Below are 20562 nucleotides of genomic sequence, written 5' to 3' on the forward strand. Positions count from 1 at the left end.
TTCTAACGACCCTTCTGTCGGGGGGTGCGGTTCGTGGCGTCGAGGCACTGCTCGACGTACCGGTCGGCGGCCGGCCGCAGTCGGGCGGCGTGCCGGTCGAAGAAACTGGCTGCGGCGGTGCCGGGCCAGCGCTCGGGCAGCAGCGCCGGGGGGAGCTGCGGGTCCCGGAAAAGGAAGGTACGCCACGCGTGCACGAGCCGGAACCGTGCCGCGTACGCCTCCTCGTCGTCGCTGCGCGTGGTCACCTTGGCGAGCAAGGGGCGCTGCTCGGCGACGAACTGCTCGTAGGCCCGCCCGATCTCGCTGAGGTCCCACGCCCGGCGGACCACCTCCACCGCTCCCCGGGTGCCGGCGGCGTGGGACGCGGTGAACCGCTCGTACCGCACGCCCGCGTCGTCGAGCAGCAGGTCGACGTCCTCCGCCGGCCGGGTGGCCACCCACGTCTGCTCGTCGAGGGTGCCGTAGCCGAGGAAGCTCAGGTTCGCGGCGAGCCGCTGCCGTTCCCGGCGGGAGGTGGGGGTCGACAGGACGAGTAGATCGAACCGTCCGTCCCAGCTGACCCGGCCGGTCCGGTAGATCCGGGCAGCCGCCTCGTCGAGTCGCCGGGCGGCTTTCGGTGTGATCGAATATCCCGGCCCGGAGACCAGGCGGAGCGGGTCGAGCCAGCCCTGGCGGACCATCCGGCTCACCGCTGTCCGCACCGCCGGGGGTGCGATCCTGAGTGGCGCGAGCAGCTTGACCAGGGCGGCGACCGGCGCGCGGCCACCCCTGGGTCGGAGGTGGTCGCCGTACAGGTCGAAGAGTGCCGACCGTGCCTGCATGACCGCACATTGTGACAGGCCTTCTCAGGATATGCTAGATGCTGTTACATCAATGCTGCTTCGGTTTGGGTCCGGCGGTGTTCATCAGGGAAAATCGTCATCGGTGCCGCCGTGCAAGTTGCGGCGGGCGATGGCGAAGAGGCTGTGGGGCAACCCACCGACCCTGGCGTAGGTCTGAGGGGAGACAACATGGCGGCGATGAAGCCGCGGACGGGCGACGGTCCGCTGGAAGTCACCAAGGAGGGTCGGGGCATCGTCATGCGGGTCCCGCTGGAGGGTGGTGGCCGGCTCGTCGTCGAGATGACTCCCGACGAGGCCAACGCGCTCGGTGACGCACTGAAGGCAGCCGCAGGCTGACCGAGGAGCGGTCCGGCCGGCGGTCGTCGAGCGGACAGTTCATACAACCCTGAGCCACCGGCCCCGCCGGTGGCTCAGGGCCTTCGTCTTTTTGTACGGGCACCGGACCCGTTCTCCCGATCGTTCTGGAGGTCGTTGCAGCGTGCTGGCCATCCGTCTGGTGAGCAGGCCCGAGTGGCCCGACTCCCTGGCCCTGCCCATCCGACCCGCGGCGGCTGCCGAGGGCGGGGACGCCCCGGCCGCGCTGCCGGCCGGCCTGCCCGTGCCCGACGACGTGCTGGCCGAGGCTGCCGCCCTCGTACCCGCGGCCCGGGCCACCGGCCGGGCCGGCGAAGTGCACGTGCATCTGCGCCCCGGGCGTGCCCCGGGCCGGCTGCTGCTGGCCGGAATCGGTGCCGGCGACGAGGCCGGATGGCGTGCGGCGGGCGCTGCATTGGCCCGTACTGCGGGAGGTGAGACGCATCTCACGATCGGGCTGCCGGGCGACGCCTCGACCGAGGCGGTGCGTGGCCTCGTCGAGGGGCTCCTGCTGGCGTCCTACCGGTTCCGGCTGACCGAGGCCGGCGAGCGGCCCGCCCTGGCCGGCGTCGACGTGCTGGTGACCGACCCGTCCCGGTACGCCGACACGGTGACCGCGGCCGAGGTCACCGCGCGAATGACCCACCTGGCCCGGGACCTGACGAACACCCCGTCCTCGGTGAAGAACCCGCAGTGGTTCGCCGAACAGGTCGAGGCGGCGGTGGCCGACCAGCCCGACCTGCACGTGCGCGTGCGGCAACCGGACGAGCTGGCCGCCGAGGGCTTCGGCGGCATCCTCGCCGTCGGGGGCGGCTCGGCCAGCGGGCCCCGCCTCGTCGAGCTGGACTGGCGGCCGGCCGGGGCGCGTACCCACGTGGTGCTGGTCGGCAAGGGGATCACCTTCGACACCGGCGGCATCTCGATCAAGCCGGTGGCGGCGATGAAGCTGATGCGGAAGGACATGGCCGGGGCCGCTGCGGTGGTCGCCGCGACCCTGGGCGCTGCGGCGCTGCGGCTGCCGGTCCGGGTCACCACCCTGGTGCCGCTGGCCGAGAACGCGGTCAGCGGGTCGGCGTTCCGCCCCGGCGACGTCGTCACGCACTACGGCGGCGTCACCAGCGAGACCACCAACTCCGACGCCGAGGGCCGGCTGGTGCTCGCCGACGCGCTGGCGTATGCCGTCGCCGAGCTCAAGCCCGACCTGTTGCTCGACCTTGCCACCCTGACCGGCGCGAACGCGGTGGCGCTCGGCAAGTGCACCGGTGCCCTCTACTCCGAGAACGACGAGTTGGCCGCCGACCTGCTGGCGGCGATCGACGCGGCCGGCGAGGCGGCCTGGCGGATGCCGCTGCCGACCGACTACGTCGAGCACCTCGGCAGCGAGGTGGCCGACCTGTACAGCGCCCCCAACCAGGGTGCCGGCTCGGTGCTGGCCGCGCTCTATCTGCGCGAGTTCACCGGCGACCTGCGGGGGCGCTGGCTGCACATCGACATGTCAGCGCCGTCCTGGGCCGACGGCGACGCCGCCGAGCTGTCCCGGGGCGCCACCGGCTGGGGCGTCCGGGGCCTGCTGCGCTGGCTCGGCACCATTGACTGACCGCCCCGCCGTGGCACCCACCGGCCCAACATCCCCGGTCGGCCCGCTTTCGTGCCGCCCGGCCCGGCGTCGCCGCTGAGCGGGTGGCGCCGGGCCGCGGATGGCGGAGGGCCGCTGATCGGGGCGGGCACCCCGTGGCTCAGCGGCAGCCGGGGGCGAGCGGGCGGTGGCCGCTCAGCACTTGACCGCGGCGAGCAGTCCGTGCCCGACGGGGAGCAGCGCAGGCGTCCAGTGCTCGGACTCGCGGATCGCCTTCATCGTCTCCCGGGTGGTCACCGTCTCCACGTCCCGGGCGGCCGGGTCGCCGATCCGGCCGCCGGCCAGGGTGCCGTACAGCGCGAGCACCCCGCCGGGGCGCAGCAGCCGCAGCGCCGCATCCACGCAGGAGCTGAAGCTGGTGGCCTCGGTGTCGACGAAGACCAGGTCGTACGCGCCGTCGGCCAGCCGGGGGAGGACGTCCAGCGCCCGGCCGGTGATGATCCGGGTACGCCCGGCGGCGAAGCCCGCCTCGGCGAAGATCCGGCGGGCGATCCGCTGGTGCTCCACCTCCACGTCGATCGTGGTGAGGACGCCGTCCGCGCGCATGCCGCGCAGCAGCCACACCCCGCTGACCCCGGTGCCGGTGCCGATCTCCACCACCGCCCGGGCACTGCCGGCGGCGGCGAGCAGCCGCAGTGCCGCCCCCGCACCCGGGGTCACCGCGTCGAGGCCCACCTCGTGGGCGAGGCTGCGGGCGGTCCGCAGCACGAGGTCTTCGGTGACGTACGACTCGGCGAACTGCAACGTCTGGATCGTCGAGCTGCCGGAACTGGCGGCCGTGGCGATAGGACACCTCCGTCAGGGGCGGGTTGGCGCTATGAGCCTAGAGGCGGGGCCGGACGGATGCAGCCGCGAGTCCGGTCTCGGACGATCACGTGGGTGTGCCCGGACGGGGTTGCCGGCCGACGATCACGGACGGCAACCCCTGACTGCACTCACGGCATTCGTGTAATCCTGGATGCGGTATCCCCCGTCGTCGGGACCGGCCTCCCGTGCCGGTCCGAAGCGGGGGAGCCGGGGACGACTGGGAGGCCTACGTGACCGACGGCTGGGACTGGCGCCAGCCCGGGGGAACTCCGACCCCGGCGGGCCCGCCGGGGAGCGGGGGGACGCCGGCCGGGTCCCCGGGGACGTTTGGCGGCCCTCCTGGCGGCCCGACGAGCTCCCCCTGGTGGTCCGACGCGCTCGCCGACCCGTGGCGGGACCCGTACGCCCCCGCGGCGGTGGTCGTGCCCGGCCCGGTCGGGGACGCCGACGCCGAGCCGGAGCCGGTCACCGACCCGGACGCGCCCGGCCGGCCGGCCCTGCGCCAGCTGCTGCTGATCCCACTGATCACCGCGCTGCTCGCCGGCACCCTCGGCGGTGCCCTCGGGTACGCCTTCGCGGTGCGCGGCGGCGTGACCGGCGGGGTCGTGCTCGGTGCCGGCGCCACCGACCCGCCCGCGCTCGCCCAGCGCCGGCCGGAGTCGCTGGCCGGGGTCGCCGAGAAGGTCCTGCCCAGCGTGGTGACGATCCGGGTGGCCAGCCTGGGCGGCACCAGCGAGGGCTCCGGCTTCATCGTCAGCGCCGATGGGCACGTGGTCACCAACGACCACGTCGTCGCCGGCAGCGCCGGCAAGGCGACGGTGGTCTTCAACGACGGCAGCACCGCCGCCGCCACCGTGGTCGGCCAGGACCCGGAGTCCGACATCGCGGTGATCAAGGTGTCCCGCACCGGCCTGCGGCCGGTGGAGTTCGGCGACTCCGACGCGCTCGCGGTCGGCGATCCGGTGCTGGCCGTCGGCTCGCCGCTGTCGCTGGCCAACACGGTGACCGCCGGCATCGTGAGCGCCGTGGACCGGACGATGCAGGCCGGCGAGCCAGGCGGCCCCACCCGCTACTACGCGGCCATCCAGACCGATGCGGCGGTCAACCACGGCAACTCCGGCGGCCCGCTGGTGGACGGGGCGGGGCGGGTGGTCGGGGTGAACTCGACGATCAAGTCGCTGGTGGCCGACGGCCAGGAGGCCGGCAACATCGGACTCGCCTTCGCCATCCCGATCAACCAGGCGAAACGGGTCACCCAGGACATCATCGGCACCGGCAAGGCCCGGCGCACGGTGATCGGCGCCCAGGTCGGCGGCACCGGCGCGGCCAGCGGCGGCGCGGGCGGCGTACGGCTGGCGGCGGTGGAACCGGGCGGTCCGGCGGCCGGGGCCGGGCTGCGGGCGGGGGACGTCATCCTGCGGCTCAACGGCCGCCCGTTGACCGACCCCACCGACCTGATCGCCCTGGTGCGGAAGTTCGCCCCGGGGTCGGTGGTGACCGTGGAGTATCGACGTGGGTCGAGCCGGCAGAACGCGTCGGTGACCCTCGCCGCGGACGCCAAGTGAGACCCGTTACCCCCTCCCGGTCGGGTGCCCGACGTGCGTAGTCTTGGCCTGACGCCGACGAGGAGGCCCAGCAGTGTTCGAAAACCTGAACTGGTGGGAGATCGGTGCGCTGCTGCTCCTGGCGCTGTTGATCTTCGGTGACCGGCTGCCTGTCGTGATCAACGACGGGCTGCGGATGGTTCGCAACCTGCGCGCCATGGCCCGCAACGCGACCGGCGACCTGAGCCGCGAGTTGGGCACCGACATTCAGCTTGAGGACCTGCACCCGAAGGCGTTCATCCGCAAGCACCTGCTCAGCGAGGAAGACGAGCAGGCGATCCGGAAGCCCCTCCAGGGCGTGTACGACAACCTGCGGGCCGACGTCACCGGCGTGCACGACGACCTCAAGGACGTGGCGGCTGCGGTCGACCTGCGGAAGAAGGCCCCTGGCGGTTCGGCTGCGGGCGGTGCCGCGACGGCCCCCGCCCCCCGTACGGCCAGCTACGACGACGCCACCTGACCGGCCCGCCCCGGGCTGGTAGCCGAACGGGGGCGGCGCGCTCCGTCCGAGCGCGCCGCCCCCGTTCCGTACGACGGGTGGCCGGGTCAGCGGCCGGCGGGCTTGAGGCCGAGCGGCTTGCCGAGCAGGGACTCCCGCCGCACCGCCAGCCGGTCGGCGATCCTGTCCAGGGCCTTTGCCGCCGGCGACTCCGGCTCGGCCAGCACGATCGGGTTGCCGGCGTCGCCGGCCTCCCGGACCCGGGTGTCCAGCGGGATCTGACCCAGCAGCGGCACCTGGGCGCCGATCGTCCGGGTCAGCGACTCGGCGACCGCCTCGCCGCCGCCGGAACCGAAGATCTCCATCCGGGTGCCGTCGGGCAGCTCCAGCCAGGACATGTTCTCGATCACGCCGACCACCCGCTGGTGGGTCTGCAACGCGATCGCGCCGGCCCGCTCGGCCACCTCGGCGGCGGCGGCCTGCGGGGTGGTCACCACCAGGATCTCCGCGTTCGGCAGGAGCTGGGCCAGAGAGATGGCCACGTCGCCGGTGCCCGGGGGCAGGTCCAGCAGGAGCACGTCCAGTTCGCCCCAGTAGACGTCGGCCAGGAACTGCTGCAACGCCCGGTGCAGCATCGGGCCGCGCCACACCACGGCGGCGTTGCCGGCGGTGAACATGCCGATCGAGATGACCTTCACGCCGTGCGACTGCGGCGGCATGATCATGTCCTCGACGCGGGTGGGGCGGGCGTCCGTGCCGAGCATCCGGGGCACCGAGTGTCCGTAGATGTCAGCGTCCACCACGCCCACAGACAGGCCCCGGGCGGCCAGCGCGGCGGCCAGGTTGACCGTGACGCTGGACTTGCCCACGCCGCCCTTGCCGCTGGCCACCGCGTACACGCGGGTGCGGGAGCCGGGCTGGGCGAACGGGATCACCGGCTCCGCGGCGGCACCGCCGCCGCGCAGCTTCGCCTGGAGACCCTGGCGCTGCTCGGGGCTCATCACCCCGAACTCGATCTCCACCCCGGTCACCCCGGGCACCGCGCCCACGGCGGCGGTGATGTCGGTGCGCAGCTTGTCCTTCAGCGGGCAGCCGGCCACAGTGAGCAGCAGCTCGACCCGGACCACGCCGTCGTCGCCGACCTGGGCGGAGCGGACCATGCCGAGGTCGGTGATGGGCCGGCGGATCTCCGGGTCGTCGACGGTGGCCAGGGCGGCCTGGACGGCATCCTCGACGGTGCTGACGGGTGCTGACATGCCCGCAATGCTACGTCGGGGGCGATCCGCGCCTGCCGCTGGCAGGACCGGTGTGAGCGAATCGATGACCCCGACGATCACCGCTCCGGCCCGCCGGACGGCGGGTGGCCCCGACCCGATCTCCTTAGGCCGGCGGGGTCCCGGCCGGACCGTTCCCGGGCCGGCTGTCAGCGTTCCTGCGCCGGGCCCTCCGGGCGGCCGTCCTGGCTGAAGTCGCCGTCCAGCTCGTCGATCGGCTCGTCGAGAGGCTCCCCGGCCCTACGAGACCCCCCGGCCCCAGGCGGTTCCTCGGCCCCAAGAGGCTCCTCCGCCCCACGAGGCTCCCCTCCGCGCTGTTCCCCGCGACCGCGCTGTTCCCCGCGACCGCGCTGTTCCCCGCGACCGCGCTGTTCCCCGCGACTGCGGGGCGCCCCGGCCACGCGGGACTCCGCAGCCTCGCGGGGGGCCGGCTTGTCCTGCTGCCGGCGCTCCAGTCGCTGCCGGCCCAGTTCCTCGGCCAGCCGGGCCAGCTCCGAGCGGAGGAAGTCCCGGGTCGCCACCTCGCCCAAGGCGATCCGCAGCGCGGCAACCTCCCGGGCCAGGTACTCCGTGTCCGCCTTCTGCATCGTCGCCCGGCGCCGGTCCTCCTCCAGCGCCACCCGGTCCCGGTCCGTCTGCCGGTTCTGCGCGAGCAGGATCAGCGGCGCCGCGTACGAGGCCTGGAGGGAGAGCACCAGGGTCAGGAAGGTGAACGTGTACGGGTCGAACCGCAGGTCAGCCGGGGCCAGCGTGTTCCAGACGAACCAGGCGGCGATCACCACCGTCATGTAGACGATGAAGTTGGCCGTGCCCATGCCCCGGGCGATCCCCTCGGACCAGCGGCCGAACGCCTCCGCGTCGAACCGGGGCAGCTTCACCCCCCGGGGCTCGCGCGGCTGGTCCAGCCGCTCGGCCCGACGCTGCTCACTCATCCGTGCCGTCCAGCACCACGGGCCCGCCCGGGGCGGACTCGGCATCCCGGTCCCGCCAGTCGCGCGGCAGCGAGTGGTCCAGCACGTCGTCGACCGTGACCGCGCCGAGCAGCCGATTGGCCCGGTCCACCACGGGCATGGCGACCAGGTCGTACATGGCCATCCGGCGGGTGATCTCCGGCAGCGGGGTGGCGGGGCGCAGCGGGTCGATGTCGTTGACCACCACCCCGCCGAGCAGGTCGGCCGGCGGCTCGCGGAGCAGCCGCTGGAAGTGCGCCATGCCCAGGTAACGACCGGTCGGGGTGGTCATCGGCGCGCGGGTCACGAAGACCTGGGCGGCCACCGCAGGGGAGAGCTGCTCCTCCCGGATCCGGGCGAGGGCCTCGGCGACCGTGGCGTCCGGGGGCAGGATCACCGGCTCCGAGGTCATCACGCTGCCGGCCGTGCCGGAGCTGTACTTCAGCAGCTGGCGCACCGGGTCGGCCTCGTTCGGCTCCATCAGGTCGAGCAGCACGTCCTGCTCGGGCGGGGACAGTTCGTTGAGCAGGTCGGCGGCGTCGTCCGGGTCCATCTCCTCCAGCACGTCCGCGGCCCGCTCCCGGTCCAGTGCGGCGAGGATCTCCACCTGGTCGTGCTCGGGCAGCTCGCTGAGCACATCGGCCAGCCGCTCGTCGTCCAGCGCCGCCGCCACCTCGTTCCGCCGGGCGTCGGGCAGATCCTGGAGGGCGTTGGCCAGGTCGGCCGGTCGCAGGTCCTCCAGCACGGCGAGCAGGTTCGCCGTGCCCCGGTTCTCGCCGATGCCGCTCAGGCCGCGTACCCGGTCCCAGTCGACCTGCTGGAGTTGGCCACGGCGGGTGAGCCGGCCGGTGTGTTCGCGGACGGCCACCCGGGTCAGCGACCACTCGCCGCCCCGGCTGCACTCCATCGCCACGTCGACCACCGCACCCGGCTGGCCGCCCGGGTCGATCTGCACCCGCCGGTCCAGCAGCTCCTGGAGCACCAGCAGCTCGTTGGGGCGCTTCTCGAACCGGCGCAGGTTGAGGGTGCCGGTGCCGAGCACCACCGCGTCGGCCTCGATGGAGGTGATCCGGTTGATGGACAGGAAGATCCGCCGGCGCATCGACATCTCCGCCACCAGACCCACCACCTCGGGCGGGCGCTGGGTCAGCCGGATCCGGGCGACCGCGTCCCGCACCCGTCCTACCTGGTCACCGTTCGGGTCGAAGACGGCGACTCCGGCGAGTCGGGCGATGTAGACCCGGTTCGGCGTGCTCACGGGCACCAGCCTAAGCGCCTACTGTTTATCAACATGTCGACCTTGGCGTACGAGATCGTGGACGTCTTCACCGACCGCCCCTTCGCCGGCAACCCGCTGGCCGTGGTGTTCGGCGCCGAAGGGCTGGCCACCGAGCAGATGCAGGCGCTCGCGCTGGAGTTCAACCTGTCCGAGACGGTGTTCGTGCTGCCACCCACGCAGGTCGGGGTCACCTACCGGGCGCGGATCTTCACCCCCACCGACGAGCTGCCGTTCGCCGGGCACCCCAGCGTCGGCGCGGCGGTGACCGCGAGCCGGCGCGGGATGTTCGGTGTGGGGCAGGTCACCCAGGAGTGCGGGGCGGGGGTGCTGCCGATCGAGGTGACCGCGACCGGCGCGACCCTGACCGGCGGCATTCCCACCCTCGGCCCCGAGCTGGACCTGGAGCCGCTGCTGGAGATGACCGGCCTCGCCGCCGACGACCACGCCGGCCCGGCCCCCCGGGTGGCCGGCTGCGGGCTGGAGTTCCCGTACCTGCCGGTGCGTCCGGACGCGGTGGCCCGCGCCCGGTTGAACGCGGCGGCGGCGGAGCGGTACGGAATCGAGCACATCAGCGTCTTCTCCTGGGAAGCCGACTCGCAAACCGCGCACGCCCGGGTCTTCGTGCCCGGGCACGGCGTAACGGAGGACCCGGCGACCGGATCGGCCGCCCTCGGGCTCGGCGTGTGGCTGGTCGCCAGCGGCCTGCTCCCGGGCGACAGCCGTTCCTCCTATGCAGTCCGGCAGGGCGCGGAGATCAACCGCCCGTCCTTCCTGGCCTGCACGGTCACGGCCGCCCACGGCGCCGCGGTGGGCGCCACGGTGACCGGCGACGTGATGGCGGTGGCCCGGGGCGAGATCGCCGTCCCGCCCTTCGTCGGCTGAGCGGTCCGCCGGGGTCCGCGTCGACGCCCGGGACAGCGTGGGGCCGGCGCGTGGAGCCGGCTCGGCGGGCCGGCGCGGGCCAGCGCGGTGCGGCCCGTGGTGGCGGTGCGGTCGCGCGGGCCCACGGAGATGCGGGAGGATGCCGGGGTGACGGACGAGGTGGACGAGCGGGTCGCGACGCCCCTGGTCGACGAGGCGGTGAAGAAGGCCGCCGTCGCCTGGGTGGGCGTCGCGGGCGAGCCGTCGCGGGCGCTGTGGTGCGTACCGGTCGAGGGGTCGCTTCTGGTGGTGAGCGGCCCTGGCGAGCAGCCGGCTCCCGGCCTGGCGGAGGCCGCCGAGGCGCAGGTCACCCTGCGCGGCGACCACGGCGGGCGGATCGTCACCTGGCCGGCCCGGGTGACCCGGGTGGCACCCGGCACCGAGGAGTGGACGGCCCTGGCCCCGACGGTGGCCGGCAAGCGGTTGAACGCCCCCGGCCCAACGGCCGACCTGGTGCGGCGGTGGGCCGCCGAGGGCTGCGCCCTGGTCCGGCTGACCCCGGCCGGCGAGCCGGCGACCGGCGACCGGCTCCCGGACTCCTCGCTCGCCGAGCCGCCCCGGCCGGCCCCGGTGGTCCGGGCCACCCGCAGGCCGTTCCGCCTGCACCGGGTCCGTCGCCGCTGAGGCTCCGGCTCATCTCGGAACTGCGGGAGCCGGCCGGAGCCGGGTGGCCGGAGCCGGCCGCGTGGCGGGTCAGGCCGGCACGGCGGCCGGGTCCACCAGGTCGATGACCTCGGTCAGCGAGCGGAGCACGGGCCCCGTCCAGTCCGGCTCGGCGTCGAACACCATGTGCTCGGCCAGGTCCGGGGCCGCCAGCCGCACCGCCGTCAGGCCCGCCTGCTCCGCGCCGGTGAGCTCCCGACTGCCCCCGTCGCCGACGTACAGGCAGTCGGTCGGCGGCAGCCCCAGCAGCCGGCACGCGGCCAGGTAGAGCGCCGGGTCGGGCTTGCAGCGACCGACCTCCACCGAGAAGACCCGCACGTCGAGCAGCGGGTCGACGGCCAGCTGGGGCAGGAACGCCGGCAGCTCGTGGGTGCAGTCGCTGACCAGCCCGGTGCCCAGGCCGCGCCGGCGCAGCGCCGCCAGCACGGGCACCGCCTCGTCGCGCAGCCGGGTGTCGGCCTGGACCGCCCGGTGCCGGGACCGGACCGCTGCGCGCAGCGCGTTCTCCGGCGGGTCCACCCCGGCCTGATCGCAGACCCAGCGCAGGGTCGCCTCGGCATCGCCGAACCGCCCGCTGGCGCGCTCGTAGTAGCTGCGGTCGAGCACTGCGGCGAGCGCCTCGACCGGGCAACCGAGCAGTTCGGCGGTGAACCGGTGGGCCGCGCCGCGCTGCACGGAACGGGTGAGTGTGCCGAAGAAGTCGAACAGCACCGCATGGAAGACGGGCATGGAGAGGTGCCTCCGGGCGTCAAGGGGGAGGGTCGCCGACGGAATTCCTTGATCGTAACCGGACGATGACGTTCTGTGCTGCCCTGTGCCGTGTGAGGATTGCTTTTCGTGTCCGTACCCCCGCAGCACCGCCCGCCGGTCGACGCGCCGACCGTCGGCGTCGTCGCCCTGGCCGTCGTCGCGGTCTCCTCGTCCGCGCCGCTGATCGCCTTCGCGGCCGCGCCGGCCCTGGCGATCGCCTTCTGGCGGAACCTGCTCTCGGTCGGCGTGCTCGGCCCGTTCGCGCTGGCCCGGCGGCGGGCCGAGTTCCGGGCACTGACCGTCGGCGCGGGCCGGCGCGAGGGCTGGTACTGCGTGCTCTCCGGGGTCGCGCTGGCCGCCCACTTCGCCGCCTGGATGCCGAGCGTCCGACTCGCCTCCGTTGCCGCGGCCACCGCCCTGGTCGCCACCCAGCCGGTCTGGCAGGGGCTGATCGCCCGGGGTCAGGGACGCCGGCTGCCGATGGCGGTCTGGGCCGGCATCGGGGTGTCGGTCGGCGGCGCGGCGCTCGCCTCGGGGGCCGACCTCGGCGTCTCCGGCCCGGCGTTCGCCGGCGACCTGCTCGCGCTGGCCGGTGGCATGTTCGCCGCGGTCTACACCGCCCTCGGGGAGCGGGCCCGCAGCACCGTCAGCACCACCACGTACACCACCGTCTGCTACGGGATGTGCGCGCTGGTCCTGCTGGGGGTCTGCCTGGTCGGCGGGGTGCGGCTGGGCGGCTGGGACGCCGGCACGTGGCTGGCGATCCTCGCCCTGGTGGGCGGCGCCCAGCTCCTCGGCCACTCGATGTTCAACTACGCGCTGCGCCGGATCCCGGCGACCACGGTCAGCGTGCTGATCCTGCTGGAGGCCCCCGGGGCCGCCCTGATCGCCTGGGCCTGGCTCGGCCAGCTCCCCCGGGCCACCGCGCTGCCCGGGCTCGCGCTGCTGCTGGTGGGCGTCGTCGTGGTGGTGCTCGGTGGGGCGCGCGCCGGCCGCCGGGTCGTCCCCACCCCGCTGCCCGCCGACGCCACCCCGCTCGCCGAGCGTCCGCCGGCCTGACTCCGCGTACTTTCCGCGGCGGGTGTCGCGGTTCCGCCCGCCCCGGCGCACCTCTTCGGCGACAGTGCGAGGGGAGAGGGGCGGTGGGATGGGCGAAGGCGGTGGGGAGGGGACGGTCGTCACCCCGGCGGCGGAGTTCCCGGCCCTGGGGCCGGAGGAGCTGGGGTCGCTGCGCCGGATCGGGGACCGGTGGCGGGTGGCCCGGCCGGACCGGCCTGGGCCGGCGGGTGAACTGCCGGTGGACCCGACCCTCGGGCAGTACCGCCGCCGGCCCGCCCCGAGCCGGTTCGGCCGGCTGGCACCGATCGAGATGTTCCAGGTCGGGGAGCCCGATGAACTGGTCGCCACCGAGCCGGCGAACCTGCCCGACTCCCGCCTCGGTCGAGGCCTCGCCCGACTGCGCCGGGGGGCGCTCGGCCCGCCGCTGAGCAGCGCGGCCGTGCTGTACGAGCGGATGCGCAAGCTGGTCGCCCTGCCGGTGCTCTCCTCCGACCTGCTCAGCTCGGTGGCGTACGGGCCGGAGGCCATGCTGACCGTGCTGGTGCTGGCGGGCAGCGCCGCGTTGGGCTTGTCGTTGCCGCTGGGCGCGTTGCTGGTGCTGCTGATGGTCGCGGTCGGGATCTCCTACCGGCAGACCATCCCGGCCTACCCGCACGGCGCCGGCTCGTACATCGTGGCCGGCGACAACCTGGGCGCAGGGGCCGGGCTCGCCGCGGCGGCCGGGCTGATGATCGACTACGTGCTGACCGTGTCGGTGTCGGTGGCCGCCGGCATCCACGCGGTCACCTCGGCTCTGTCGGGGCTCACCGGGCTCACCGTTCCGCTCGGCGTGCTGATGATCGCGGTGCTGCTGGCCGGCAACCTGCGCGGCATCCGTACCGCCGGGAACATCTTCGTGCTCCCCACGTACGCCTTCGTCGTCGCGCTGCTGGCGGTGCTCGGCGCCGGCTTCTTCCAGGCGGCCGGCCGGGGGTTCACGGCGCTGCCGCCGCCGGACGTGCCGGCGGCCGAAGGGCTGGGCCTGCTGCTGGTGCTGCGGGCGTTCTCCTCCGGGGCGGTGTCGATGACCGGCATCGAGGCGGTGTCCAACGCGGTTCCGGCGTTCCGCCCGCCGGAGTGGCGCAATGCGCGCACCACCCTGAGCTGGATGGTCGCCATGCTGGTGGTCCTGTTCGCCGGCATCGTCGTGCTGATCCACCTGAACGGCCTGGCGCCCAGGCCGGGGGAGACGCTGCTGTCCCAGCTCGCCCGGACCATCTTCCCCACCGGCCCCTGGTACGCGCTGGTGCAGGCGGCCACCGCGCTGATCCTGCTGCTGGCCGCGAACACCGCCTTCAACGACTTTCCCCGGCTGCTGTTCTTCATGGCTCGGGCCGGGCACGCCCCGCGCCGGTTCCTGCACATGGGGGACCGGCTGGCGTTCGGCAACGGCCTCGTCGCCCTCTCCGTCACGGCGGCGCTCGTCTTCGTCGTATTCGGGGGGCACACCGAGGCGCTGATCCCGCTCTACGCGGTCGGGGTGTTCCTGGCGTTCACCCTCTCCCAGGCCGGGATGGTGGTGCACTGGCACCGCCGGCGCGGGGCGCGCTGGCGGCATCGGCTGGCGGTCAACGCGGTCGGTGCGGCACTGTCCGGGTTGATCCTGCTGACCGCCGCGGTCGCCAAGTTCGCCGAGGGCGCCTGGGTGGTGGTCGTCGCCGTGCCGTTGCTGGTGCTGCTGTTCCACCGGGTGCAGCGGCACTACCGGCGGCTGGACGGCGCACTGGCGCCGCGCCCGCCCGGAACTCCCCCGGCATCCCCCGGGCCGCCCCTGCCGGCCGAGGGGCAGGAGATTCCACAGCAGATCCGGCATTTGGTGGTGGTGCCGGTGGCTCGGCTCAACCGGGCGTCGTTGCGCGCCCTCGCGTACGCGGCGTCGCTCGGGCAGCCGACCCTGGCGGTGCACCTCGCCCCGAACGAGGAGGAGGCCGACCGGTTCCGTGGGCAGTGGGAGGCATGGGGGGACCACCTGCGGCTGGAGACGATCGTGTCGCCGTACCGGGCGGTGATCGGGCCGCTGGCCCGCTACCTGGAGGCGCTGCACGCCTCCAGGGCCGACCTGGTGCTCACCGTGATCGTGCCCGAGGTGGTACTGCGCCACCGCTGGCACCGGCCGCTGCACAGCCAGGTGGAGCGGCGGCTGCGTCGGGCACTGCGGGAGCTGGCCGGGGTGGTGGTGACCAGCGTCCCGGTGCACCTGCCCGGGTGAGGAGGGCGCGACCGGCGCGGCGGGTGTGCCATCGGGCCGGCCGTGCCACACCCGCGCGCGGGCCTGGTCAGCCCGAACCCTGGCGGTGGACGCGCCCCTCGTGGGTGACCTTGGACCGGCCGTGGTCGCGCTCGCTGCCGGAGGTTCCGGTCGCCGCCCGCTCGTGGCGGCGCCTAGGCGAGCGTTCGACCTCCGAGCCCTGCCGGCCCGGAGCCCCGCTGCCGGGATGCCGCCGGGCCTGGGCCGACTCGCCCCCGCTGTCGTGTTTGTTGTGTTTCTCGCTACCCATGGGAACGGCGTACCCGGCCAGCCGGCCGCTAGTCACCGCCGCGTGGCGGCTGGTGGGCTACCCGGCGTCGACGCCGACCGCCTTCGCGCTGGCGGCCCAGAGGCGGGCGGCGAGCCGCGGGTCGGCGGCCTTGCGCAGCGGGCGGCGGGGCCGCCGGTCGGCGTAGTAGCCGCCGGACGTCAGCCTGGCCGGCTCCTGGTCGGCGAGCCAGACCAGCGTCTCGGCGCCCTTCTCCGGGCTGCGGAACGGCAGGACCCGCATGCCCAGGGCCACCAGCCGGCTGTCCGCGCCGAACCGGGTCCGCACCACACCAGGGTGGAAGCAGTACGCGGGGATCTCCGGCCACCGTCGGGCCGCCTCGGCGGTGAACAGGATGTTCGCCTGCTTGCTGGTGCCGTACGCGCGCATCGGCCGGTAGCCGCGCAGCGTGGCGTTGAGGTCGTCCGGGTCCAGTACGCCGCTGCGGTGCGCCCCGGAGGCGGTGGCCACCAGCCTGCCGACCCGATCCCGTAGCAGGGTGCTGAGCAGGAACGGGGCCAGGTGGTTGGCCTGCATCGACAGCTCGAACCCGTCGATGGTGGTGATCGGACGCAGCACGATCGCCCCGGCGTTGTTGGCCAGCACGTCGATCCGGTCGTACGCGGCGCGCAGCCGTTCCGCCAGCCCTCGCACGTCGTCGAGGACCGCGAAGTCGGCCCGGAACAGCTCGGGCCGTTCGCCGCTGGCGTCCCGCACCCGGTCGCCGGCCGCTTGGAGGCGGGCCGGGTCCCGACCGACCAGTGCCACCTGGTCGCCGCGACGCGCCAGGTCCACGGCGGCGGCCAGCCCGATGCCGGAGCTTGCCCCGGTCACCACCACGATCCGACGCCCAGTGAGATCTTCCACAGGTCCATTCACCCCGGTCACGGCACGAGGTTACCGTGGCGTCACAAACACCTTTGCGATCGTTAAGTCCGCCGGCGCGGCGGGCCCCGTCAGCCCGTCGGCCGTCCGCCGACGCGGGAAGGAGCGCATCCATGGCCGCTGTCGGTCGCCCCCGCCGGTCCTGCCTCGCCGTGCCCGGTTCCAGCGTCAAGATGCTCGGCAAGGCCCAGGGTCTCCCCGCCGACCAGGTCTTCCTGGACCTGGAGGACGCGGTGGCCCCGCTGGCCAAGCCGGACGCGCGCAAGAACATCGTGGCCGCGCTCAACGAGGGCGACTGGGCCGGCAAGACCCGGGTGGTCCGGGTCAACGACCTCACCACCCCGTGGACGTACCGGGACGTGATCGAGGTCGTCGAGGGGGCCGGCGCCAACCTGGACTGCGTCATGCTGCCGAAGGTGCAGAACGCCGCCCAGGTGCAGTGGCTGGACCTGACCCTCACCCAGATCGAGAAGACCCTCGGCCTCCAGGTCGGCCGGATCGGCATCGAGGCCCAGATCGAGAACGCCGCCGGCCTGGTCAACGTCGACGCCATCGCCGCCGCGTCGCCCCGGGTGGAGACCATCATCTTCGGGCCGGCCGACTTCATGGCCTCGATCAACATGAAGTCCCTGGTGGTGGGCGCGCTCATTCCCGACTACCCGGGCGACCCGTACCACTACATCCTGATACGCATCCTGATGGCCGCCCGGATGCACGACAAGCAGGCCATCGACGGCCCGTTCCTGCAGATCCGGGACGTCGACGCGTTCCGGGAGGTGGCCGGGCGGTCGGCCGCGCTGGGCTTCGACGGCAAGTGGGTGCTGCACCCCGGGCAGATCGATGCCGCGAACGAGGTCTACTCGCCGGCCCAGGCCGACTACGACCACGCGGAGCTGATCCTCGACGCGTACGAGCACTACACCTCGGAGGCGGGCGGCCGGCTCGGCGCGGTGATGCTCGGCGACGAGATGATCGACGAGGCGTCCCGCAAGATGGCCCTGGTGATCGCGGCCAAGGGCCGCGCGGCCGGGCTGACCCGCACCTCCAGCTTCACGCCCACGGCAGGGTGAGCCGGTGCCGCCCCGGGCCCCGGGGCGGCACCGGACCGTCGTGCCGGCCGCGCGTCAGTAGCTGCTGCTCGTGTTGCTCGCGTAGATCGCGATGACGATCATCACGATGTAGAAGATGATCCCCAGCACCATCAGGCCGGTGAGGATCCAGCCGATGATGATGGCCGCCTTCGCCATCCCCTCACCGCCCTCGCCGGTCTGCCGGATCTGCTTCTGGGCGACGTGGCCCATGATCGCGCCGACCGGCGCGGTGATGCAGGACGCGAAGCCGACCAGGGCGAGCACCAACGCCGCGATGGCCATGCCGTTGGTCCTCGGCGGCTGCGGGTACCCGTACCCGGGGTAGCCGGCCTGTGGGTAGCCGGCGGGTGCGTAGCCGGCTGGTGCGTAGCCGGGCACGGCGTACGGGTCGGCGGCGACCGGCGCGGGCTGCTCCGACTTCATCCCCGCGTACGGGTCGACGGGCGCGTACGGGTCCGCGCCCGTCGGCTGGCCGGGGACAGGCTGCCCGCTGACCGGCAGGGTGGGGTCGACCGGAGGGGTGGACGGCTGGGACCAGGGGTCGGTGCCGGACGGCGGCGGATATGTCATCGGTTCTCTCCGTCTGTCGAGGGTGCGCGGTCAGGGTAGCCAGGCCCGCCCAGAACCGGCGCCCCCCGTTACCGGGTGCCGCGTTGCTCGGCGGGGGCGCAGCGGGCAGGATCGCGGCATGGCAGCAGACGCGCGTTCCGCGGACCGTTCCGGAAGCCGACCGCGGCGGGACGCGAGCCGACCGGGCCTGGCCCGCCGCGGCCGGGTCACCGCCGCGACGGCACCGGCCGACCAGGACGCCCCGGCGCCGTTGGCCGACCCCGTCACCATGCGGCTCGACGGCAGGGTCGCCCTGGTCACCGGGGCCGGCAGCCCCGACGGCATCGGGTACGCCACGGCCCGTCGGCTGGCCGACCTGGGCGCCCGGGTGGCCATCGTGTCCACCACCCGGCGCATCCACGAACGGGCCGGCGAGCTGGGGGTGACCGGGTTCGTCGCCGACCTCACCGACGAGTCGGAGGTCGGGGCGCTCGCCGACGCGGTCGCCGAGCAGCTCGGCGACGTGGAGGTGCTGGTCAACAACGCCGGCCTGGCCAGCCGGGCCAGCCCCGAGGTGCTGCGCCCGGTGGCCCAGCTCAGCTACGCGGAGTGGCGCGGCGAGATCGACCGGAACCTCACCACCGCGTTCCTGTGCAGCCGCGCGTTCATCGGCGGGATGGCCGAGCGTGGCTGGGGGCGGATCGTCAACCTGGCGGCCACCGCCGGCCCGGTCAACGCCCTGCCCACCGAGGCGGCGTACGCCGCCGCGAAGGCGGGCGTGGTCGGCCTGACCCGGGCGCTGGCGATGGAGATGATCGCCGACGGGGTGACGGTTAACTCGGTGGCCCCGGGGACGATCCACACGGCTGCCTCCACTGTGGCGGAGATCCGGCAGGGGCTCGGCACCCCGGTGGGCCGCCCCGGCATCCCGGACGAGGTGGCCGCCGCGATCGCGTTCCTCTGCTCGCCCGCCGCGTCGTACATCACCGGGCAGATGCTGGTGGTGGACGGCGGCAACAGCGTGCGGGAGGCTCAGTTCCGCTGACCCGCCCCGGGCGGCGGCCGGGCGTCAGTTGTAGGAGCTGCCGCCGTCGGAGCTGCCCCAGATCGTCAGCGCGATCCAACCGCAGCAGGCCAGCAGGCCGATCGCGGTGAAGACGTAGCCGAGGATCAGACCCCAGGTGGCGAGCTGGTCGCCCTCCTCGCCGGTGCGCCGGAGCTGCTGCTTGGCCACGTGCCCGAACACGATGCCGGCGGGCGGGAAGACGAACGCGAAGACCAGCGACAGCACGGCGAGGATGTTCGTCCCCCGGCCGGGCGGCGGCTGGCCGTAGTACGGTCCGGGCTGGCCGTACGGTCCGGGCTGGCCGTAACTTGGGGGTGGCCCGTACTGGCCCGGTTGCCCGTACTGCTCGTATCCCGGTGGCGGGCTCGACTGGCCGGGTTCGCCGGACGGCGGCTCGTAGGGCGACGGCGGCTGGTCCGGCTCCTGCGGTGGATAACTCATCCGGTACCTCCCGCGCACCCCTGGTGACCTGCCCTGTTGCGGACGCTACCCGTAGCGGTGAACCTTTTCACAGCGGTTGTGTGGACTGGTCACCTTGGCCTCGCCGGTCAGGAGGCCGATACTGACCGAGCGTTCAGTTACCCATGAGTAATGCGCCGATCCCCCCGGAGGCTGAGATGGCCCGACTCGCCCAGACGCCCGGCCTGACCGACGTGCAGCGGTCGATCCTGGAAACCGTCCGGGAGTTCGCCGACAAGGAGATCATCCCGCACGCGCAGCGGCTGGAGCACGCCGACGAGTACCCCACCGACATCCTCGACGGGATGCGCGAGATGGGGCTGTTCGGCCTCACTATCGCCGAGGAGCACGGCGGGCTCGGCGAGTCCCTGCTGACCTACGCCCTGGTGGTCGAGGAGCTGTCCCGGGGCTGGATGTCGATCTCCGGCATCGTCAACACCCACTTCATCGTGGCGTACCTGATCTCGCAGCACGGCTCGGCCGAGCAGCAGGCCCGGCTGCTGCCGCGGATGGCGACCGGCGAGGTGCGCGGCGCGTTCTCCATGTCCGAGCCCGAGTGTGGCTCCGACGTCGCGGCGATTAGGTCCAGGGCGGTCCGCGACGGCGACAACTACGTCCTGAACGGCCAGAAGATGTGGCTGACCAACGGGGCGTACTCCTCGGTGGTGGCCACCCTGGTCAGGACCGACATCGGCGCCGACTCGGTGTACGGCAACATGAGCACCTTCCTGCTGGAGAAGGAGCCCGGCTTCGGCGAGACCGCGCCCGGCCTGACCATCCCCGGCAAGATCGACAAGATGGGCTACAAGGGCGTCGAGACCACCGAGATGGTCCTCGACGGCGTCACCGTCCCCGCCGCCACCGTGCTCGGTGGGCCGGACAAGGTCGGCCGCGGCTTCTATCAGATGATGGACGGCATCGAGGTCGGCCGGGTCAACGTCGCCGCCCGCGCCTGCGGCATCTCCATCCGCGCCTTCGAGCTGGCCGTCGCGTACGCCCAGCAGCGGAAGACCTTCGGCCAGCCGCTGGCGAAGCACCAGGCGATCGCCTTCAAGCTCGCCGAGATGGGCACGAAGATCGAGGCCGCGCACGCCCTGATGGTCAACGCCGCCCGGCTCAAGGACGCCGGCCAGCGCAACGACGTCGAGGCCGGGATGGCCAAGCTGCTCGCCTCCGAGTACTGCGCCGAGGTGGTCCAGGAGGCGTTCCGCATCCACGGCGGCTACGGCTACTCCAAGGAGTACGAGATCGAGCGGCTGATGCGGGAGGCCCCGTTCCTGCTCATCGGCGAGGGCACCTCGGAGATCCAGAAGACGATCATCTCCCGTGGCCTGCTCAAGGAGTACAAGCTCTGAGCCGGCCGCCCCACCGGCGCTGGG

20 protein-coding genes and 1 pseudogene are annotated in these 20562 nt (G+C 73.7%); 11 read left to right on the top strand and 10 right to left on the bottom strand.

The window, feature by feature from the left end; translation table 11 throughout:
* Positions 1–2: 2 nt before the first annotated feature.
* Positions 3–821: a PaaX family transcriptional regulator C-terminal domain-containing protein gene (locus OG617_RS17580; RefSeq protein WP_405103124.1), complete on the bottom strand. Its 819-nt coding sequence runs from the start codon at positions 819–821 to the stop codon at positions 3–5.
* Positions 822–1010: 189 nt separating this feature from the next.
* Here OG617_RS17580 and OG617_RS17585 point away from each other — a divergent pair, with 189 nt between their 5' ends.
* Together OG617_RS17585 and OG617_RS17590 are read left to right on the top strand one after the other, a co-directional pair.
* The gene (locus OG617_RS17585) at positions 1011–1178 is read left to right on the top strand and encodes a DUF3117 domain-containing protein (RefSeq protein ID WP_007455245.1); all 168 of its coding nucleotides are present in this window, start codon (positions 1011–1013) and stop codon (positions 1176–1178) included.
* 142 nt (positions 1179–1320) lie between these two features.
* Positions 1321–2793: a leucyl aminopeptidase family protein gene (locus tag OG617_RS17590; RefSeq protein WP_405103129.1), complete on the top strand. Its 1473-nt coding sequence runs from the start codon at positions 1321–1323 to the stop codon at positions 2791–2793.
* 174 nt (positions 2794–2967) lie between these two features.
* On the opposite strand, the gene OG617_RS17595 is transcribed toward OG617_RS17590, so the two are convergent.
* Positions 2968–3576 carry an O-methyltransferase gene (locus tag OG617_RS17595; RefSeq protein WP_396683768.1) on the bottom strand — a complete coding sequence of 203 codons (609 nt, stop codon included), beginning with the start codon at positions 3574–3576 and terminating at the stop codon, positions 2968–2970.
* A 293-nt stretch (positions 3577–3869) separates the two neighbouring features.
* Here OG617_RS17595 and OG617_RS17600 point away from each other — a divergent pair, with 293 nt between their 5' ends.
* Together OG617_RS17600 and OG617_RS17605 are read left to right on the top strand one after the other, a co-directional pair.
* The gene (locus OG617_RS17600) at positions 3870–5204 is read left to right on the top strand and encodes a S1C family serine protease (RefSeq protein WP_405103132.1); all 1335 of its coding nucleotides are present in this window, start codon (positions 3870–3872) and stop codon (positions 5202–5204) included.
* Positions 5205–5277: 73 nt separating this feature from the next.
* Positions 5278–5703, top strand: a complete 426-nt coding sequence (locus OG617_RS17605) for a preprotein translocase subunit TatB (RefSeq protein ID WP_396683764.1) — start codon at positions 5278–5280, stop codon at positions 5701–5703.
* A gap of 86 nt (positions 5704–5789) precedes the next feature.
* On the opposite strand, the gene OG617_RS17610 is transcribed toward OG617_RS17605, so the two are convergent.
* From OG617_RS17610 to OG617_RS17620, 3 genes and pseudogenes are all read right to left on the bottom strand, one after another.
* Positions 5790–6938 (bottom strand): Mrp/NBP35 family ATP-binding protein, encoded by a 1149-nt coding sequence (locus OG617_RS17610; RefSeq protein WP_405103135.1) that lies wholly within the window; start codon positions 6936–6938, stop codon positions 5790–5792.
* Between the two features lie 383 nt (positions 6939–7321).
* Positions 7322–7888: pseudogene (locus OG617_RS17615) on the bottom strand (DUF1003 domain-containing protein); the annotation flags it as partial.
* Positions 7881–9164, bottom strand: coding sequence for a magnesium transporter MgtE N-terminal domain-containing protein (locus OG617_RS17620; RefSeq protein ID WP_405103137.1), 1284 nt, complete (start codon positions 9162–9164; stop codon positions 7881–7883). The gene OG617_RS17620 and the pseudogene OG617_RS17615, both read right to left, overlap by 8 nt.
* A 33-nt stretch (positions 9165–9197) precedes the next feature.
* On the opposite strand from OG617_RS17620, the gene OG617_RS17625 reads away from it, so the two are divergent.
* Together OG617_RS17625 and OG617_RS17630 are read left to right on the top strand one after the other, a co-directional pair.
* A complete protein-coding gene (locus OG617_RS17625; RefSeq protein WP_405103139.1) occupies positions 9198–10067 on the top strand; it encodes a PhzF family phenazine biosynthesis protein in 870 nt (289 codons plus the stop codon).
* Between the two features lie 129 nt (positions 10068–10196).
* Positions 10197–10730 carry a hypothetical protein gene (locus OG617_RS17630; RefSeq protein WP_405103141.1) on the top strand — a complete coding sequence of 178 codons (534 nt, stop codon included), beginning with the start codon at positions 10197–10199 and terminating at the stop codon, positions 10728–10730.
* A gap of 69 nt (positions 10731–10799) precedes the next feature.
* On the opposite strand, the gene OG617_RS17635 is transcribed toward OG617_RS17630, so the two are convergent.
* Positions 10800–11498, bottom strand: coding sequence for an HAD family hydrolase (locus tag OG617_RS17635; protein WP_405103143.1), 699 nt, complete (start codon positions 11496–11498; stop codon positions 10800–10802).
* Positions 11499–11597: 99 nt separating this feature from the next.
* Here OG617_RS17635 and OG617_RS17640 point away from each other — a divergent pair, with 99 nt between their 5' ends.
* The gene (locus OG617_RS17640) at positions 11598–12578 is read left to right on the top strand and encodes a DMT family transporter (protein WP_405103145.1); all 981 of its coding nucleotides are present in this window, start codon (positions 11598–11600) and stop codon (positions 12576–12578) included.
* Between the two features lie 88 nt (positions 12579–12666).
* On the top strand, positions 12667–14826 hold the full coding sequence (locus OG617_RS17645; RefSeq protein ID WP_405103147.1) for an APC family permease: 2160 nt from the start codon (positions 12667–12669) through the stop codon (positions 14824–14826).
* A gap of 67 nt (positions 14827–14893) precedes the next feature.
* On the opposite strand, the gene OG617_RS17650 is transcribed toward OG617_RS17645, so the two are convergent.
* Positions 14894–15115, bottom strand: a complete 222-nt coding sequence (locus OG617_RS17650; RefSeq protein WP_405103149.1) for a hypothetical protein — start codon at positions 15113–15115, stop codon at positions 14894–14896.
* Positions 15116–15172: 57 nt separating this feature from the next.
* Positions 15173–16000, bottom strand: coding sequence for an SDR family NAD(P)-dependent oxidoreductase (locus OG617_RS17655; RefSeq protein WP_405103151.1), 828 nt, complete (start codon positions 15998–16000; stop codon positions 15173–15175).
* Positions 16001–16131: 131 nt separating this feature from the next.
* On the opposite strand from OG617_RS17655, the gene OG617_RS17660 reads away from it, so the two are divergent.
* Entirely contained in the window at positions 16132–17088 is a 957-nt protein-coding gene (locus OG617_RS17660) for an HpcH/HpaI aldolase/citrate lyase family protein (RefSeq protein ID WP_405103153.1), read from the top strand.
* Positions 17089–17142: 54 nt separating this feature from the next.
* Here the strand turns inward: OG617_RS17660 and OG617_RS17665 are convergent, their stop codons facing one another.
* Positions 17143–17679 carry a DUF4190 domain-containing protein gene (locus OG617_RS17665; RefSeq protein WP_405103155.1) on the bottom strand — a complete coding sequence of 179 codons (537 nt, stop codon included), beginning with the start codon at positions 17677–17679 and terminating at the stop codon, positions 17143–17145.
* A 187-nt stretch (positions 17680–17866) separates the two neighbouring features.
* Here OG617_RS17665 and OG617_RS17670 point away from each other — a divergent pair, with 187 nt between their 5' ends.
* Positions 17867–18703: an SDR family NAD(P)-dependent oxidoreductase gene (locus OG617_RS17670; RefSeq protein WP_396683840.1), complete on the top strand. Its 837-nt coding sequence runs from the start codon at positions 17867–17869 to the stop codon at positions 18701–18703.
* Positions 18704–18727: 24 nt separating this feature from the next.
* On the opposite strand, the gene OG617_RS17675 is transcribed toward OG617_RS17670, so the two are convergent.
* On the bottom strand, positions 18728–19165 hold the full coding sequence (locus OG617_RS17675) for a DUF4190 domain-containing protein (RefSeq protein ID WP_405103157.1): 438 nt from the start codon (positions 19163–19165) through the stop codon (positions 18728–18730).
* A 176-nt stretch (positions 19166–19341) separates the two neighbouring features.
* Here OG617_RS17675 and OG617_RS17680 point away from each other — a divergent pair, with 176 nt between their 5' ends.
* Positions 19342–20538: an acyl-CoA dehydrogenase family protein gene (locus tag OG617_RS17680; RefSeq protein ID WP_405103159.1), complete on the top strand. Its 1197-nt coding sequence runs from the start codon at positions 19342–19344 to the stop codon at positions 20536–20538.
* The last annotated feature ends 24 nt before the right edge of the window (positions 20539–20562 follow it).

The sequence above is a fragment of the Micromonospora sp. NBC_01412 genome (genome assembly GCF_045040215.1).
In the GTDB taxonomy this organism is placed as follows: domain Bacteria; phylum Actinomycetota; class Actinomycetes; order Mycobacteriales; family Micromonosporaceae; genus Micromonospora; species Micromonospora rubida.

Excerpts from the sequence above, each read along its gene's own strand:
- OG617_RS17580 (WP_405103124.1), bottom strand. The coding sequence starts at position 821 with ATGCAGGCACGGTCGGCACTCTTCGACCTGTACGGCGACCACCTCCGA.
- OG617_RS17585 (WP_007455245.1), top strand. The coding sequence starts at position 1,011 with ATGGCGGCGATGAAGCCGCGGACGGGCGACGGTCCGCTGGAAGTCACC.
- OG617_RS17610 (WP_405103135.1), bottom strand. The coding sequence starts at position 6,938 with ATGTCAGCACCCGTCAGCACCGTCGAGGATGCCGTCCAGGCCGCCCTG.
- OG617_RS17625 (WP_405103139.1), top strand. The coding sequence starts at position 9,198 with ATGTCGACCTTGGCGTACGAGATCGTGGACGTCTTCACCGACCGCCCC.
- OG617_RS17630 (WP_405103141.1), top strand. The coding sequence starts at position 10,197 with ATGCGGGAGGATGCCGGGGTGACGGACGAGGTGGACGAGCGGGTCGCG.
- OG617_RS17635 (WP_405103143.1), bottom strand. The coding sequence starts at position 11,498 with ATGCCCGTCTTCCATGCGGTGCTGTTCGACTTCTTCGGCACACTCACC.
- OG617_RS17645 (WP_405103147.1), top strand. The coding sequence starts at position 12,667 with ATGGGCGAAGGCGGTGGGGAGGGGACGGTCGTCACCCCGGCGGCGGAG.
- OG617_RS17650 (WP_405103149.1), bottom strand. The coding sequence starts at position 15,115 with ATGGGTAGCGAGAAACACAACAAACACGACAGCGGGGGCGAGTCGGCC.
- OG617_RS17660 (WP_405103153.1), top strand. The coding sequence starts at position 16,132 with ATGGCCGCTGTCGGTCGCCCCCGCCGGTCCTGCCTCGCCGTGCCCGGT.
- OG617_RS17665 (WP_405103155.1), bottom strand. The coding sequence starts at position 17,679 with ATGACATATCCGCCGCCGTCCGGCACCGACCCCTGGTCCCAGCCGTCC.
- OG617_RS17675 (WP_405103157.1), bottom strand. The coding sequence starts at position 19,165 with ATGAGTTATCCACCGCAGGAGCCGGACCAGCCGCCGTCGCCCTACGAG.
- OG617_RS17680 (WP_405103159.1), top strand. The coding sequence starts at position 19,342 with ATGGCCCGACTCGCCCAGACGCCCGGCCTGACCGACGTGCAGCGGTCG.